The sequence below is a fragment of the Streptomyces sp. enrichment culture genome (assembly GCF_964273255.1).
Classification (GTDB): domain Bacteria; phylum Actinomycetota; class Actinomycetes; order Streptomycetales; family Streptomycetaceae; genus Streptomyces.
Genome location: NZ_OZ186835.1, coordinates 3,225,963 through 3,242,424, shown reverse-complemented (window position 1 = coordinate 3,242,424; position 16,462 = coordinate 3,225,963). Strand labels below are relative to the sequence as shown.

The 16,462-nt window shown below is 72.9% G+C and carries 8 protein-coding genes; all 8 read left to right on the top strand.

Annotated elements, in window-relative coordinates:
* Positions 1-296: 296 nt before the first annotated feature.
* The 8 genes from ACSU53_RS13850 to ACSU53_RS13815 all read left to right on the top strand — a co-directional run bounded on the left by ACSU53_RS13850 (position 297) and on the right by ACSU53_RS13815 (position 16,434).
* Positions 297-2,702, top strand: coding sequence for a sodium-translocating pyrophosphatase (locus tag ACSU53_RS13850; RefSeq protein ID WP_437027713.1), 2,406 nt, complete (start codon positions 297-299; stop codon positions 2,700-2,702).
* Positions 2,703-2,895: 193 nt separating this feature from the next.
* Positions 2,896-3,480 (top strand): small secreted protein, encoded by a 585-nt coding sequence (locus ACSU53_RS13845; protein WP_437027711.1) that lies wholly within the window; start codon positions 2,896-2,898, stop codon positions 3,478-3,480.
* Positions 3,481-4,167: 687 nt separating this feature from the next.
* Positions 4,168-5,697, top strand: a complete 1,530-nt coding sequence (locus tag ACSU53_RS13840; RefSeq protein ID WP_437027709.1) for a DUF7059 domain-containing protein — start codon at positions 4,168-4,170, stop codon at positions 5,695-5,697.
* 507 nt (positions 5,698-6,204) lie between these two features.
* On the top strand, positions 6,205-6,402 hold the full coding sequence (locus tag ACSU53_RS13835; RefSeq protein WP_437027707.1) for a hypothetical protein: 198 nt from the start codon (positions 6,205-6,207) through the stop codon (positions 6,400-6,402).
* A gap of 245 nt (positions 6,403-6,647) precedes the next feature.
* The gene (gene topA / locus ACSU53_RS13830) at positions 6,648-9,497 is read left to right on the top strand and encodes a type I DNA topoisomerase (protein ID WP_437027705.1); all 2,850 of its coding nucleotides are present in this window, start codon (positions 6,648-6,650) and stop codon (positions 9,495-9,497) included.
* A gap of 289 nt (positions 9,498-9,786) precedes the next feature.
* Entirely contained in the window at positions 9,787-13,044 is a 3,258-nt protein-coding gene (tmk, locus tag ACSU53_RS13825; protein WP_437027703.1) for a dTMP kinase, read from the top strand.
* Between the two features lie 327 nt (positions 13,045-13,371).
* Complete coding sequence (locus ACSU53_RS13820) at positions 13,372-14,577, top strand: DNA polymerase III subunit delta' (RefSeq protein WP_437033189.1); 1,206 nt, start codon at positions 13,372-13,374, stop codon at positions 14,575-14,577.
* Between the two features lie 153 nt (positions 14,578-14,730).
* Positions 14,731-16,434, top strand: a complete 1,704-nt coding sequence (locus ACSU53_RS13815) for an alpha/beta hydrolase (protein WP_437027701.1) — start codon at positions 14,731-14,733, stop codon at positions 16,432-16,434.
* Positions 16,435-16,462 lie beyond the last annotated feature (28 nt).

The window sequence follows — 16,462 nt, the reverse complement described above, 5'->3', positions numbered from 1 at the left end:
GGCCCCCTCGTGGGGCCCTTCAGCGTGTGCGGGTGGAGGTGCCCGCGCCTACAGTGATCCCTGGGCCGTTGATCGCGTGAATTCCTTCACGCCCGACGGCTGAACAGGCTGAAATGCAAAAACGATCGACCGAATGCCTCAAAGGCATTACCGATTTCGGGTCCCGGGCCGCTCCTTGATCTTCGGTGGAGAGTGCGCACCGGACATTTACATTTAACGCGCTCTGTTTTGATCAGGTTCCGGTACCTAGAATCCCGTCCACATCTTGAGCTCAGCCCAAGCGTCAAGGAGGACGAATGGCGGGGCTTTCCATCTCACATCAGTCGGGCCAACCCACATCCCTCGCGGCCGCCGTGCTGACCGACGACAACCGTGTGCTCGTGGTCGTCATCGGGCTCGTGGCCCTGGCGGCGCTGGTGGTCGCGGGCGTCCTGGTGCGCCAGGTACTCGCGGCCGGCGAGGGCACCGACAGCATGAAGAAGATCGCGGCAGCGGTCCAGGAGGGCGCGAACGCCTATCTGGGCCGACAGTTGCGCACGCTCGGCGTATTCGCCGTGGTCGTGTTCTTCCTGCTCATGCTGCTGCCCGCGGACGACTGGAATCAGCGTGCCGGACGGTCGGTGTTCTTCTTGATCGGAGCGGCGTTCTCGGCGGCCACCGGATACATCGGCATGTGGCTCGCCGTACGCAGCAATGTGCGGGTCGCCGCGGCGGCCCGCGAGGCGACACCGGCGGAGGGCGAGCCGGAAAAGGATCTCACCGCCGTCTCCCACAAAGCGATGAAGATCGCTTTTCGCACGGGTGGCGTCGTCGGCATGTTCACCGTCGGACTCGGCCTGCTGGGCGCGTCCTGCGTGGTGCTGGTGTACGCGGCCGACGCGCCGAAGGTGCTCGAGGGGTTCGGCCTCGGCGCCGCCCTCATCGCCATGTTCATGAGGGTGGGCGGTGGCATCTTCACCAAGGCCGCCGACGTCGGCGCCGACCTGGTCGGCAAGGTCGAGCAGGGCATTCCGGAGGACGATCCGCGCAATGCCGCGACCATCGCCGACAACGTGGGCGACAACGTCGGCGACTGCGCGGGCATGGCGGCCGACCTCTTCGAGTCCTACGCCGTCACCCTCGTCGCCGCGCTGATCCTCGGCTCGGCCGCGTTCGGCGACGCCGGGCTCGCCTTCCCGCTCATGGTCCCGGCGATCGGTGTGCTCACCGCGATGATCGGTGTCTTCGCGGTGGCTCCCCGGAGGTCTGACCGCAGCGGCATGAGCGCGATCAACCGCGGCTTCTTCATCTCCGCGGTGATCTCCCTCGTGCTCGTCGCCATCGCGGTGTTCAGCTACCTCCCGTCGTCGTACGCCGACCTCGACGGCGTCACCGACGCCGCGATCCAGGGCAAGGACGGCGACCCCCGGGTGCTCGCCCTGGTCGCCGTGGCGATCGGCATCGTCCTCGCCGCCCTGATCCAGCAGCTGACCGGGTACTTCACGGAAACCACCCGGCGACCCGTGCGGGACATCGGCAAGACCTCGCTCACCGGCCCGGCCACCGTCGTGCTCGCCGGCATCTCCCTGGGGCTGGAGTCCGCCGTCTACACCGGACTGCTGATCGGCCTCGGGGTGTACGGGGCGTTCCTGCTGGGCGGTACGTCGATCATGCTGGCGCTGTTCGCGGTGGCGCTCGCCGGCACCGGCCTGCTCACCACGGTCGGTGTGATCGTCGCGATGGACACCTTCGGCCCGGTCTCGGACAACGCCCAGGGCATCGCCGAGATGTCCGGCGACGTCCAGGGCGCCGGTGCCCAGGTCCTCACCGACCTGGACGCGGTCGGCAACACCACCAAGGCCATCACCAAGGGCATCGCCATCGCCACGGCCGTGCTCGCGGCGGCGGCCCTGTTCGGCTCCTACCGGGACGCCATCACCACAGGCGCCCGGGACGTGGGCGAGAGACTCAGCGGCGAGGGCGCGCCGATGAGTCTGATGATGGACATCTCGCAGCCCAACAACCTCGTCGGCCTGATCGTCGGCGCGGCGGTCGTCTTCCTCTTCTCCGGACTGGCGATCAACGCGGTCTCGCGGTCGGCGGGTTCGGTGGTCTTCGAGGTGCGGCGGCAGTTCCGCGAGAAGCCCGGGATCATGGACTACACCGAGAAACCGGAATACGGCAAGGTCGTCGACATCTGCACCAAGGACGCCCTGAGGGAACTCGCCACACCCGGTCTGCTGGCCGTGATGGCGCCGATCCTCGTCGGCTTCACCCTCGGTGTCGGGGCCCTCGGCGCCTTCCTCGCGGGCGCCATCGGCACGGGCACGCTGATGGCCGTGTTCCTCGCCAACTCCGGTGGCGCGTGGGACAACGCGAAGAAGCTCGTCGAGGACGGGCACCACGGAGGGAAGGGCAGCGAGGCGCACGAGGCCACGGTCATCGGTGACACCGTCGGCGACCCCTTCAAGGACACCGCGGGTCCCGCGATCAACCCCCTGCTGAAGGTGATGAACCTCGTCGCGCTGCTCATCGCGCCCGCGGTCATCAAGTTCTCCTACGGAGCCGACCGGAGCGTCGGCGTGCGGGTGCTGATCGCGGTCCTCGCGGCAGCCGTGATCGTCGGCGCGGTCTACGTGTCGAAGCGGCGCGGTATCGCCGTGGGCGACGGGGACGGTTCCGAACCGGAACCCAAGTCGGCCGATCCGGCGGTGGTTTCGTAGGGGCTGCTGTCGGGTCCCGGTCCAAGGTGCGGGCGGGCGGCGCGCGTTGGCGCGCCGCCCGCCCGCGCCGTGCGGAGCGTGCCCGGTTCGTGAGCCTTCTCTCGCTTGGTGCAAACGGCTTCAAAAGTGTCGTACCGGTCGTCCCGCGGGTGGGTGTCGTCCATATGGCGTGTATGTTCCGGGGCCGAGAGCCATGGAAGGGACCAATCCGGTGAACAAGAAGCTCGCGGCCGCACTGTCCGGCGGTGCGGTACTGGTACTGGCGCTGACGGGATGCGGCGGCGACGACGGCAACGAGAAGCTGGACGCCTGGGCGAAAGAGGTCTGCGACGCCGTGCAGCCGCAGGCCAAGAAGATCGAGTCCGCCAATGCCGCGATCCAGAAGGAGACCTCGGACAACAGCACGCCGGAGAAGGTCCAGAAGACCGACTCCAAGGCGTTCCAGGACATGTCCGACGCCTACAAGGCCATCGGCTCCGCCGTGAACAAGGCCGGTGCTCCGGATGTGGAGAACGGCGAGAAGAAGCAGAAGGACGCGGTCAAGGAGCTGAACGGCATCTCCACCTCCTACGCCGACCTGAAGAAGCAGGTGGACGGGCTCGACACCGACGACCAGGCCAAGTTCGCCGACGGCCTGAAGGACATCGCCACCGAACTGGACAAGCTCAGCAAGAGCGGCAACGACGCCCTGCGGACGCTGGAGGAGGGCGAGGTCGGCGAGGCCATGTCCCGCCAGCCCAGCTGCAAGACGGCCACCGCGCCGGCAGCGGAGAGCTGACCGGCGGACGGCTCGGCCCGGTTCGGTGGCTGACGGCCGGGCCCGGCTTGGTTCGGTGGTGGACGGCTCGGCCCGGCCCCGTTTGTGCGCGTGACCGGGTGACCGGGTGACCGCGTGACCGGGGCACTGGGTGCTTCGTGGCGGTGTGACCGTGCGCCTGTGCGGCCGCGTTGAGTGTGCGGCAGGGTGATGGTGTGCCTCTTCCGCGGCACGGAGGGCCGGCCGTACGACTCCGCCGGTGCCGGGTGAGTCGACGACCGCGACCGTGCCGTCCCTTCCCCGGCTGTGGGCTGATCGGTTGCGGTGGGCCCTGCCCGGGGACGTGCCGACGCTCACACCGAGGACGAACCGACGATCACACGGGCCCCGCCACGGCGAGCCGGGCGGTAGGTGGTTCGCTTCCGGCGTGCCCGGGGCCGGTCGACTCGCGACCGGCCCGGCGACCGTGCGACGCCGCCGTCGTGCAGGCGAGCAGGCGCGGTTGCCGCATCCGGTGGCGTGGGACACCGAGGGCGCGCGGCCGGTGCGGGACGGCGTGCGGCGCGGCCGATGCGCCCGACCGTGACGCGTCTCTCGCGGCCCACCTCCGTCCCCGCGACGCGGAATCGCGTGGTCCGCGTCCCTCCGCAGCCGCGCGGGGGCGCGCTGGTGCCGGGCGGCGGTGACACGGCCGGGGCGGCGGCCACAATGGGGGGCGTGAATAGCGCCGGACTGCCGCCCCTGCCCTCGCCCGACCGACCCGACGCCGCCGCGCGGCTGCGGGACGCCCTCCTCGGTGCCTCCTTCACCGCGGACGGCCTGCTCGAACTGCTCGGCGCCCCCGCCTACGCCGCGCTGGCCCGCAGCGAGACCGTCCCCGCCCTCCGGGCGACCCGCGGGGACACGCCTCTGGAGACCCTTGTCCGGCTGTTCCTGCTGCAACAGCCCGTGCCGCACGCGCGCGTGGCCCCCGTACTGCCCGTCGACCTGTGCCTGGAGCACGGCTGGCTGCGGCGGACGGACCCGGACGCGCTGGCCGCGACCGTCGACATCAGGCCGTACGGCGGGCCGGACGGGGAGGACTGGTTCATCGTGTCCGACCTCGGCTGCGCGGTCGGCGGCGCCGGTGGCGTCGGCAGCGGGGACGAGGGCGTCGTCCTCGGCGTCGGCGGCGCGTCGACGACCCTGGCCGGCATCACCGTCCGCACGCCGGTCGGCTCCGCACTCGACGTCGGCACCGGATCCGGCATCCAGGCGCTGCACACCGCCCGCCACGCCACCCGGGTGACGGCCACCGACGTCAACCCGCGGGCGCTGCACATCACCGCCCTCACCCTGGCCCTGTCCGGCGTCCCGGCGGCGGATCTGCGGGAAGGGTCGCTGTTCACGCCGGTCCGTGACGACGAGCGGTACGACCTGATCGTCTCCAACCCGCCGTTCGTCATCTCGCCCGGCGCCCGGCTGACGTACCGGGACGGCGGGATGGGCGGGGACGATCTGTGCCGCACGCTCGTTCAGCAGGCGGGGGAACGGCTCAACGAGGGCGGGTTCGCGCAGTTCCTCGCCAACTGGCAGCACGTCGAGGGGGAGGACTGGCAGGACAGACTCAGGTCATGGGTGCCCCGCGGGTGCGACGCCTGGATCGTGCAGCGCGAGGTGCAGGACATCACCCAGTACGCGGAGCTGTGGCTCCGGGACGCGGGCGACCACTGGGGCGACCCGGCGGAGTACCGGGCGCGGTACGACGCGTGGCTGGACGAGTTCGAGGCGCGCAAGGTGAAGGCTGTCGGCTTCGGCTGGATCACCCTGCGCAAGTCGGACGCCGCGGTGCCCTCGATCACGGTGGAGGAGTGGCCGCACCCGGTCGAACAGCCGCTCGGCGACACGGTCCGGGCCCATTTCGACCGGCTCGACTACCTGCGGTCGCACGACGACGCGGCGCTGCTGGAGGCCCGCTTCCGGCTGGCCGCCGAGGTCGTGCAGGAGCAGGTGGGCCTGCCCGGCGCCGAGGACCCCGAGCACGTCGTGCTGCGCCAGAACCGGGGCATGCGCCGCGCCACCCGGGTGGACACGATCGGCGCGGGCTTCGCGGGGGTGTGCGACGGCACGATGAGCGCGGGCCGCATCCTGGACGCCATCGCCCAGCTGCTGGGGGAGGACCCCGTCGTCCTCCGGGACCGCACGCCGGCCCAGATCCGGCTGCTGGTCGAACAGGGCTTCCTGGAGCCGGTGGTCTAGGAGGCTGCGGCAGGCGCGTCCGGCCGACATGTCCGGCAGGCGCCTCCGGTACGCGCCTTCGGCAGGCGCCTCAGGCGGGGGGCGGCCCCGGGGGACACCCGGCCGAACGCCCCGGCCGCCCTGGCCGAAGCTCCCGCGTGCCTCGTCCGTCCTGCCGAACGTCCCGCCCGTCCGCCCTGCCGAACGCCCCGCCCGCCCGTCCGCCCTGCTGAGTGCCCCGGCCGGCCCGGCCCCGACTTCCCATGGCCTCCCCTCGGCTGCCCGGTGGGCCCGCTGTGGGGAGCGGCACGGCCTCGCGCCCCGTCGGAGTTGTCTGCGTCACCCGCGGCTCCCGCCTCGTCCGGCGAATTCCGCGGGGGCCGGCCGGTCGAGAACCGGCCCCGGGACCGTCGGCGTCGCCCGGCCTCGGCCGCGCGTTCACCTCGGGTTCGTCTGCCCGCCGCCCGTGCCTGTCAGCCTCCACCCGAGGCCGGCTTCGGCGGACGCGGACGAGGGACTCGGGGAAACATGGAGAGCGGACCGGCGATCTTCGCGGGATTGGTGTTCTGCCTGTTCGGAGCCGCACTGCTGGTGTGGACGGCGACCCGCGCCCGGCAGCACCGGCCGGTGGTCCACGGGGCCGGGCCGCTCGCCTCGGTCACCGTCGCCGCCGCCGTCGCGCTGGTCTGCCTGGCCCTCGGCGCCTGGTGCCTCACGCGCCTCTGAGGGCCGGAACCGGTCGTCTCCGCACGTAACTGAGAGATTGCGCTCCGCATAGGGAGCGGCGGGCTCTGAACGGTCCGGGCGGCAGGAACGGTGGTAGTCGGGTTACCGTTCGAGTGGCCGTTGCGGGCTTTTCCCGTTTGACACGGGGGCGGGATGTACCGTCACACTCCGCAGCGTCACCATGACCAGAACCCCCGGGAGACCGCCTGGGGCAGGCTGAGCGTCGACCGGAGAGAAGAGCGAAGTTGTCCCCGACCAGCGAGACCGCGAACGGCGGCCGCCGACTCGTCATCGTCGAGTCGCCTGCCAAGGCGAAGACGATCAAGAGCTATCTCGGCCCTGGCTACACCGTCGAGGCGAGCGTCGGGCACATCCGTGACCTTCCCAACGGCGCTGCCGAGGTGCCCGAGAAGTACACCGGTGAAGTCCGCCGGCTCGGTGTGGACGTCGAACACGACTTTCAGCCGATCTATGTGGTCAACGCCGACAAGCGTGCCCAGGTCAAGAAGCTGAAGGACCTGCTGAAGGAGTCCGACGAACTGTTCCTCGCCACCGATGAGGACCGCGAGGGCGAGGCCATCGCCTGGCACCTGCAGGAAGTGCTGAAGCCGAAGATCCCGGTCAAGCGCATGGTGTTCCACGAGATCACCAAGGACGCGATCCGGGCCGCCGTGGCCAACCCGCGCCAGCTCAACCAGCGGCTGGTCGACGCCCAGGAGACCCGGCGCATCCTCGACCGTCTCTACGGCTACGAGGTCTCGCCGGTCCTGTGGAAGAAGGTCATGCCCCGGCTTTCGGCCGGCCGCGTGCAGTCCGTCGCCACCCGGCTCGTGGTCGAGCGGGAGCGCGAGCGCATCGCGTTCCGCTCCGCCGAGTACTGGGACCTGACCGGCACCTTCTCCCCGGCGGGGGCCGGCCCGGCCGGCCGCGTGGGCGACGTCTTGGACCCGTCGTCGCTGGTCGCACGCCTGCAGAGCGTCGACGGACGGCGTGTCGCGCAGGGCCGTGACTTCGACTCGCTGGGGCAGCTGAAGAACGCGAGCACGCTCCACCTCGACGAGGCGAACGCCCGCGCGCTGGCCGCCGCCCTGGAGAACACGCGGTTCGCCGTGCGCTCCGTCGAGTCCAAGCCGTACCGCCGCTCGCCGTACGCGCCGTTCCGTACGACGACGCTGCAGCAGGAGGCGAGCCGCAAGCTGGGCTTCGGTGCGAAGGCCACCATGCAGATCGCGCAGAAGCTGTACGAGAACGGCTACATCACCTACATGCGTACGGACTCGACGACGCTGAGCGAGACGGCGGTCGCCGCCGCCCGCGCCCAGGTCACGCAGCTGTACGGTGCCGACTACCTGCCCCCGCAGCCCCGCACCTACGCGGGCAAGGTCAAGAACGCGCAGGAGGCGCACGAGGCGATCCGCCCGTCGGGCGACCGTTTCCGTACGCCCGCCGAGACCGGGCTGACCGGTGACCAGTTCCGGCTGTACGAGCTGATCTGGAAGCGGACCGTCGCCTCCCAGATGAAGGACGCGACAGGCAACTCCGTCACGGTGAAGATCGGCGGCACGGCGGCCGACGGACGCGACGCCGAGTTCAGCGCGTCCGGCAAGACGATCACGTTCCACGGCTTCCTCAAGGCGTACGTCGAGGGCGCTGACGACCCGAACGCCGAGCTGGACGACCGCGAGCGCCGCCTGCCCGAGGTGCGCGAGGGCGACGCCCTGACCGCCGAGCAGATCACGGTCGACGGCCACGCCACCAAGCCCCCGGCCCGCTACACCGAGGCGTCGCTGGTCAAGGAGCTGGAGGAGCGGGAGATCGGCCGCCCGTCGACGTACGCGTCGATCATCGGCACGATCCTCGACCGCGGCTACGTGTTCAAGAAGGGCACGGCGCTCGTGCCGTCCTTCCTGTCCTTCGCCGTGGTCAACCTGCTGGAGAAGCACTTCGGCCGGCTCGTCGACTACGACTTCACCGCCCGGATGGAGGACGACCTCGACCGCATCGCACGCGGTGAGGCGCAGGCGGTGCCGTGGCTGAAGCGCTTCTACTTCGGCGAGGGCAGCGGCGGGGGCGGCGCGGCCGACGCCGGCAACGGCGACGGAGACCACCTCGGCGGTCTCAAGGAGCTGGTGACCGACCTGGGCGCGATCGATGCCCGCGAGGTGTCCTCGTTCCCGGTGGGCAACGGCATCGTGCTGCGGGTCGGACGCTACGGCCCGTACATCGAGCGCGGGGAGAAGGACAGCGAGCAGCACCAGCGCGCCGACATCCCCGAGGACCTGGCGCCCGACGAGCTGACCGTCGAGCTGGCCGAGGAACTGCTCGCCAAGCCGAGCGGAGACTTCGAGCTGGGCACCGACCCGGCGACCGGCCACCCGATCGTCGCCAAGGACGGCCGCTACGGCCCGTACGTCACGGAGGTCCTGCCCGAGGGCACCCCGAAGACCGGCAAGAACGCGGTCAAGCCGCGTACCGCCTCCCTCTTCAAGTCGATGTCGCTGGACACGGTGACCCTCGACGACGCCCTCAAGCTGATGTCGCTGCCCCGCGTGGTCGGCACGGACCCGGAGGGCCAGGAGATCACCGCGCAGAACGGCCGCTACGGGCCGTACCTGAAGAAGGGCACGGACTCGCGGTCGCTGCAGAGCGAGGAGCAGATCTTCACGATCACGCTGGAGGAGGCGCTGGCGATCTACGCCCAGCCCAAGCAGCGTGGCCGGGCGGCCGCCAAGCCGCCGCTGAAGGAGCTCGGCACCGACCCCGTCAGCGAGAAGCCGGTCGTGGTCAAGGACGGCCGCTTCGGCCCCTACGTCACCGACGGGGAGACCAACGCGACCCTGCGCTCCGGCGACAGCGTCGAGGAGATCACCCCCGAGCGCGGCTTCGAACTGCTCGCCGAGAAGCGGGCCAAGGGCCCCGCCAAGAAGGCGGCGAAGAAGACCACCAAGAAGGCGGCGGCCAAGAAGGCGCCGGCGAAGAAGGCCACGGCCGCCAAGAAGACCGCGGCGAAGAAGACCACCGCCACCGCCAAGAAGACCGCGGCGAAGAAGACGACCGCCAGGACGGCGGCGGCGAAGAAGACGACGGAGGACTGACCCGCCGCGTGGGAGAACCGGTGCGAGCGCCGCACCGGCCCGCGGGGACCGTGACCCCCGGAAACACCGGTGCGCACGGATCGCGGCCCCCGGGTCACACCGGCGCTCATGGACCGATGCCTCCCGGTGTCGCCCGAGGCCGTTCACGGGTCCGGCGCGCGGTCCCGCCCGGCCGGAACCCCCTCCGCGGAGTTCGGAATGCGAACGCCCCGGCGTCACCTCGATGCCGGGGCGTGCGCATGTCACGAGGGCCCTCCGGGCTGTGGGTGCGGGCCGATAGGCTGAACGCATGACGCGAGCCGAGCAGCCCACGGCCCCTCAACCGGCCCCCGACGACGCCCTGGTCGCGGACTCCCGCGAGCGCGCCGTCCGTGCCCTGCTGCGCCGACCGCAGTTGAAGCGCCTCTGGAGCGCGCAACTCGTGGGCGGTGTCGGCGACACCCTCGCCCTCCTGGTGCTGGTGCTCCTCGCCGTCCAAGCGGGCGTGGCCGAGGGCTCCTTCGGGGGCGGCTACCGCGGTGTGGCGTTCGCAGTGGCGACCGTTTTCGGCGTGCGGATCCTCGCGACCGTGCTGTTCGGCGCCGTCCTGCTCGGCCCGCTGACGTCGCTCACCGCGCCGGACGGTCCGCTGGACCGCCGGTGGACCATGGTCGGCGCGGACGGACTGCGGGCCCTGGCCCTCATCGTCGCGCCCCTGTGGATCGACTGGACGCCCGACGAAGCGCTGGCCGCCCTCCTCGTCACCGTCTTCGTGACCGGGGTCGCCGAGCGGTTCTGGACCGTGTGCCGGGAGAGCGCCGCGCCCTCCCTGCTGCCCGCCCCGCCCCCCGAGGGCGCGTCGATACGACCGCTCCCCGACCACCTGGACGCCCTGCGCCGGCTGTCGCTGCGCACGGGCTTCCTCGCGGTGCCGCTCGCGGCCGTCGCGCTCGTCGTCGCCGGTCTGTTCAACAACCTGCTGGGCACCGGCATCGCCTGGTTCGACACCCACCAGGCGGCCCTCGCCTCGTACGTCGCGGCCGGCCTGTTCGCCGCGTCGCTGTCCGTGCTGACCTTCCTGGAACTGCCCGCGACCCGCACGCCGCGCCCCCGGTCGCCGCTCGAAGGACTCCGCCGGCCCAAGAGCGCCGCGGGCCCGGAGAAGGGCCGCACGGGCGCGATGCCCCTGCTCGTGCTCGCGTCCGCTTCCGTCGCCGCGGCCGTGTCGGCCGCCGTCGCCGTGGCCGTCCTGCACGCCACCGACCTGGGCGGCGGCCCCGTGCTCTTCGGCCTGATGGTGGCCGCGCTGACCGGCGGCGTGGTGGCCGGCATCCGCACGGCGCCGTCGCTGCTGCCGTCGCTGTCCCGGCGCCGGCTGCTCGCCCTGGCCCTCGCCTTCACCGGCCTGGCGCTGCTGGCCGCGGGACTCGTGCCGGACGTCACCACCGTGCTGCTCGTCCTCGTCCTCGCCGGTGCCGGCGCGGGCACCGCGGCCAACGTCGGGCACACCCTGCTCGACCAGGAGACCGAGGACCAGCGCCGCACCCGCACGACGGAACACCTGCACGCGGTGGTCCGGGTGTTCGTGGCGCTCGGCGTGCTCGTCGCCCCGGTGACGGCCGCCCTCATCGGCCCCCACCGGCTGGAGAACGGCCGCTTCGTCTTCGCCCACGGCGGAGCCGCGTTCACCCTCATGCTGGTGGGCGCGCTGCTGCTGCCGGTGGCCGCGCTCGTCCTGGCCAAGGTCGACGACCGTTCCGGCGTGCCGCTGCGGCAGGACCTGCGCGACGCGCTCCTCGGCGGCGACGACCCCGTCCCGGCCCCCGCCCCGGCCGGCTTCTTCATCGCCCTGGAGGGCGGCGACGGCGCCGGGAAGTCGACGCAGGCCGAAGCCCTCGCCGACTGGATCAGGAGCAAGGGCCACGAGGTCGTCCTCACCCGTGAACCGGGCGCGACGCCGGTCGGCAAGCGGCTGCGGTCGATCCTGCTGGACGTCTCCAGCGCCGGACTCTCCCACCGCGCGGAGGCGCTGCTGTACGCGGCGGACCGCGCCGAGCACATCGACACCGTCGTCCGGCCCGCTCTGGAACGCGGTGCGGTCGTCATCTCGGACCGCTACATCGACTCGTCGGTGGCCTACCAGGGCGCCGGACGGGACCTGTCCCCGACCGAGATCGCCCGCATCAACCGCTGGGCGACCAACGGGCTCGTCCCCCACCTGACGGTCCTGCTGGACGTGGCTCCGGAGACCGCGCGCGAGCGGTTCACGGAGGCCCCGGACCGGCTGGAGTCCGAGCCCGCCGAGTTCCACGCCCGGGTCCGTGCCGGGTTCCTCACCCTGGCCGCCGCCGACCCCGGCCGCTACCTGGTGGTCGACGCCGGCCAGGAGCCGGAGGCGGTCACCACGGTCGTCCGGCACCGGCTGGACCAGGTGCTGCCGCTGTCCGAGGCCGAGATCCGGGCCCGCGAGGAGGCCCGCCGCAAGGCCGAGGAGGAAGCCCGCCGCAAGGCGGAGGAAGAGGCGGCGCGCAAGGCCGAGGAGGAGCGCCTGGAGCGTGAGCGCCAGGAGCAGCTCGCCCGGCTGCGTGCCGAGGAGGAGGAGCGCAAGCGGCGCGAGCTCGAGGAGGCCCAGCGGCGCGAGGCCGAACGGCAGGCCGAGGAGGCCCGGCGGCGGGCCGAGGAAGCCGCTCGCCGCGCCGAGGAGGAACGGCAGCGGCTCCTCGCGGAGGAGAAGGCGCGCGCCGAGGAGGAGGCCCGCCGCAAGACGGAGGAGGAACGCCGCCGCAAGCAGGCCGAGGAGGAGGCCCGGCTGCGCGCCGAGGCCGAGGCCCTGCGCCTGGAGAAGCAGCTCAAGGCCGAGGAGGCACTGCGCCGCGCCGAGGAGGCCCGGCGGCTCGCCGAGCAGGCGGCTGCGGCGGCGGAGGCGGGCCCGAGGAAGGGGACGCCCGGCGCGGCCGCGGATCCGCAGGCCCCCGGCGCGGGGCCGCGCGACGCGGCATCGGACGCGATGACCGTGCCGACGCCGGTGGTCGCACCGACGGCACCGGCGCACCCCTCGGCCGGACCGGTGGACGAGACGGCGGTGCTGCCCCGGGTGCGGGACGACAAGGGTTCTGGCGCCGGAGTGCGGGACGCCGAGGTGACGACCGAACTGCCGAAGCCTCCGGTCCCGCCGGGCGCCGGCGACGAGACGGAGGTCCTGCCCGCCGTACCGCCCGGTGCCGCGGACGAGACGGCCGTGCTGCCGCCGGTGAGCGGCGACGGCCCGGCGGCGCGGGGCGGCGACCGGAACGACCGGGCCGGCGGGGACGACCGGCTGCCTCCGGGTCACTTCCGCGACGAGCGCGCCCAGGGCGGCCCCGACGCGTCCGCGGGCGCCGTGGACAGCACGCGCGAACTGCCGCAGGTGGAGGCTGCCGGGGAGGCGCCCCGGCGGCGCCGGAAGCGTTCCGACTGGGCCGAGGAGACCCCGCTGGACGACCTCCCCACGCTGGCCGACGAACTGCTCGGCCCGCACGAGGACGGCCCCGGTGGCGAGGACGGCACAGGGCGCGGACGACGCCGCTGAGCGCGCGGGGTCGTCCGCTGCCGGGCACCCGTCGCGACGCGGAGACCCGTGTCGCGACGGGCGAGGAACCGCCGCCGAACGCGGGCGGCGGTTCCTCGCCCGTGCCCTCGCTGTCGGTGCCGCCCCCCACAATGGATCCCGCGGGCCGCGCGCCCGGCACGGCGCAGCAGCCGTACGGGCGGCCAGGGTCCCGCAGTGGACAGTGGATGCAGCGGACAGTGGGTGCAGGGGGCGCAGGGGGTGCGGTGGGCGCAGGGATGGCAAGGGGCGCAGGAGTTGCAGGGGACGCGGTGTGACGCGTCGGAACGGAAGGACGGCGTGACCCCCATGACCGTGTGGGACGACCTCGTCGGGCAGGAACGGGTCAGCGCACAGCTCGACGCGGCCGCCCGTGACGCCGACGCGCTCGTCACCGCTGCCGCGGCCGACGCCCCGCCCCCCGAGGCGTCGAAGATGACGCACGCCTGGCTGTTCACGGGCCCTCCCGGCGCCGGACGCAACCAGGCGGCGCGGGCCTTCGCCGCCGCCCTGCAGTGCGTCAGCCCCGACCGCGCGCTCGGCGGGGCTCCCGGCTGCGGCTTCTGCGACGGCTGCCACACCGCCCTGATCGGCACCCACGCCGACGTCAGCACGGTGGCCGCCGTCGGCTCGGAGATCCTGGTCAGGGACATGCGCGACACCGTGCGGAAGTCCTTCACCGCCCCGGCCAACGGCCGCTGGCAGGTCATCCTCGTCGAGGACGCCGAGCGGCTGAACGAGAAGTCCGCCAACGCCGTCCTGAAGGCGGTCGAGGAGCCGGCGCCCCGCACGGTCTGGCTGCTCTGCGCCCCCTCCGTCGAGGACGTCCTGCCGACCATCCGCTCCCGCTGCCGCCACCTCAACCTCACCACCCCCTCCGTCGACGCGGTCGCCGACATGCTCGTACGCCGTGAGGGCGTCGAACCGGAGGTCGCCGCGGCGGCGGCCCGGGCCACCCAGGGACACGTCGACCGGGCCCGTCGCCTGGCGACCGACCCCGCGGCCCGCGCGCGCCGCGCCGCCGTGCTGAAACTGCCGCTGCGCGTGGAGGACGTCGGCGGCGCGCTGCGGGCGGCCCAGGAACTCGTGGACGCCGCCGCGGAGGACGCCAAGCAGCTCGCCGAGGAGATGGACACCAAGGAGACGGACGAGCTGAAGGCCGCCCTCGGCGCGGCCCAGGGCGGCCGGCTCCCGCGGGGCACGGCCGGTGTCGTCAAGGAACTGGAGGACATGCAGAAGCGCCGCAGAACGCGGACGCAGCGCGACAGCCTCGACCTCGCCCTGACCGACCTGACGAGCTTCTACCGCGACGTGCTCGCCCTGCAGCTCGGCTCGCGTGTCGCCCTCGCCAACACCGACAGCGAGGACGCGCTGGAACGCCTCGCCCGCTCCAGCACCCCGGAGGCCACCCTGCGCCGCATCGAGGCGATCGCCGCCTGCGGCGACGCACTCGACCGCAACGTCGCGCCGCTGCTGGCGGTGGAGGCGATGACCATGGCCCTCAGAGCCGGCTGACGAGGCAGCGCCCCCCGCGCACGCACCGCACAGCGCCCCCCGGGGCCCTCCGCGTACGCACCGCACACCACAGGGGAGGGCAGACGGTAACTCGTACGAGGCACGACGTGCACACACGGCACTCACGTCGTCGCACACGGTTACCCTCGCGACATGGACCCACGGCGCACCCCCCGCACGACCGGCCCGACCCCCAGCACCAGCGGCGACACCGGAAGGACCGGCCGCCGCGGCCCCGGCCCCCGCACGGGGAGGACCGGCAGGGCCCCCGGCGACCGGCGCACCGGCGGAGCCCGCCTGCGCACCGGGGCGACCGTGCTCGCGGCCGTCGCCCTGCTGCTGGCCGGCTGTTCCGCCGGGGCGACGTCGACGAGCGCCGGCGCGTCGGCGGCGGAGGACGCGCCCACCCTGGCCCCGCTGCCGCGCAGCGTTCCCGCCTCGCTCACCCGGTACTACGCGCAGAAACCGGCCTGGCGTGACTGCGGCGTCCCCGGCTTCCAGTGCGCCACCGTCCGGGCCCCGCGGGACTACGCCGAACCGGCCGACGGTGACATCCGCCTCGCCGTCGCCCGCAAGAAGGCCACCGGACCGGGGGAGCGGCTCGGCTCCCTCCTGGTGAACCCCGGCGGACCGGGCGGTTCGGCGATCGGCTACCTCCAGGCGTACGCGGGCATCGGCTACCCGGCCGAGGTCCGCGCCCGCTACGACATGGTCGCCGTCGACCCCCGGGGCGTCGCCCGCAGCGGGCCCGTCGAGTGCCTCGACGGGCCCGGCATGGACGCGTACACGCAGACCGACCTGACCCCAGACGACGACCAGGAGACGGAGGCCCTGGTCACGGCCTTCAAGAAGTTCGCCGAGGGCTGCGGCGCGGACGCCCCGAAGCTGCTGCGTCACCTCTCCACCGTGGAGGCGGCCCGCGACATGGACATCGTCCGGGCCGCGCTGGGCGACGAGAAGCTGAACTACGTGGGCGCCTCGTACGGAACCTTCCTCGGCGCGACGTACGCCGGGCTGTACCCGCACCGGACGGGCCGCCTGGTCCTCGACGGCGCGATGGACCCGTCCCTGCCCGCCCGGCAGCTCAACAAGGAGCAGACGGCCGGCTTCGACACCGCCTTCACCGCCTTCGCCGAGGACTGCGTACGGCAGACCGACTGCCCGCTCGGCGACCGGGGCACCACCCCCGAGCAGGCCGGCAAGAACCTCAAGGCGTTCTTCGACGACCTGGACGCGAAGCCGCTCCCCACCGGCGACGCCGACGGACGCGAGCTCACCGAGTCGCTGGCCACCATGGGCGTGATCGCCGCGATGTACGACGAGGGCGCCTGGCAGCAGCTGCGCGAGTCGCTGACCTCGGCCATGAAGGAGAAGGACGGCGCGGGACTCCTCTTCCTGTCCGACAGCTACTACGAGCGTGACGCCGACGGAAAATACTCCAACCTGATGTTCGCCAACGCGGCCGTGAACTGCCTCGACCTCCCGCCCGCCTTCGAGACCCCGGAGCAGGTGCGCGAGGCCGTGCCCGACTTCGAGAAGGCGTCCCCGGTCTTCGGCGAGGGCTTCGCCTGGGCCGCCCTGAACTGCGCCTACTGGCCGGTGGCGCCGACCGGGCAGCCGCAGCGGATCGAGGCCAAGGGGGCCGCCCCCATCGTCGTCGTCGGCACCACCCGCGACCCGGCCACTCCCTACCGCTGGTCCGAGGCCCTGGCCGCCCAGCTCGACACCGCCCGCCTCCTCACCTACGACGGCGACGGCCACACCGCCTACGGCCGGGGCAGCACCTGCATCGACTCCGCGATCAACGCCCACCTCGTCGAGGGCACCCCGCCGGCCGACGGCAAGCGCTGCCGGTAGCCGCGCCTGCGCCCTGGGGGCCCTGACC

What these genes read in the sequence shown, in the direction of transcription:
- ACSU53_RS13815 (WP_437027701.1), top strand. Translation starts at nt 14,731, where the DNA reads ATGGACCCACGGCGCACCCCCCGCACGACCGGCCCGACCCCCAGCACC.
- ACSU53_RS13840 (WP_437027709.1), top strand. Translation starts at nt 4,168, where the DNA reads ATGGGGGGCGTGAATAGCGCCGGACTGCCGCCCCTGCCCTCGCCCGAC.
- ACSU53_RS13850 (WP_437027713.1), top strand. Translation starts at nt 297, where the DNA reads ATGGCGGGGCTTTCCATCTCACATCAGTCGGGCCAACCCACATCCCTC.
- ACSU53_RS13820 (WP_437033189.1), top strand. Translation starts at nt 13,372, where the DNA reads ATGACCGTGTGGGACGACCTCGTCGGGCAGGAACGGGTCAGCGCACAG.
- ACSU53_RS13845 (WP_437027711.1), top strand. Translation starts at nt 2,896, where the DNA reads ATGGAAGGGACCAATCCGGTGAACAAGAAGCTCGCGGCCGCACTGTCC.
- ACSU53_RS13835 (WP_437027707.1), top strand. Translation starts at nt 6,205, where the DNA reads ATGGAGAGCGGACCGGCGATCTTCGCGGGATTGGTGTTCTGCCTGTTC.
- tmk (WP_437027703.1), top strand. Translation starts at nt 9,787, where the DNA reads ATGACGCGAGCCGAGCAGCCCACGGCCCCTCAACCGGCCCCCGACGAC.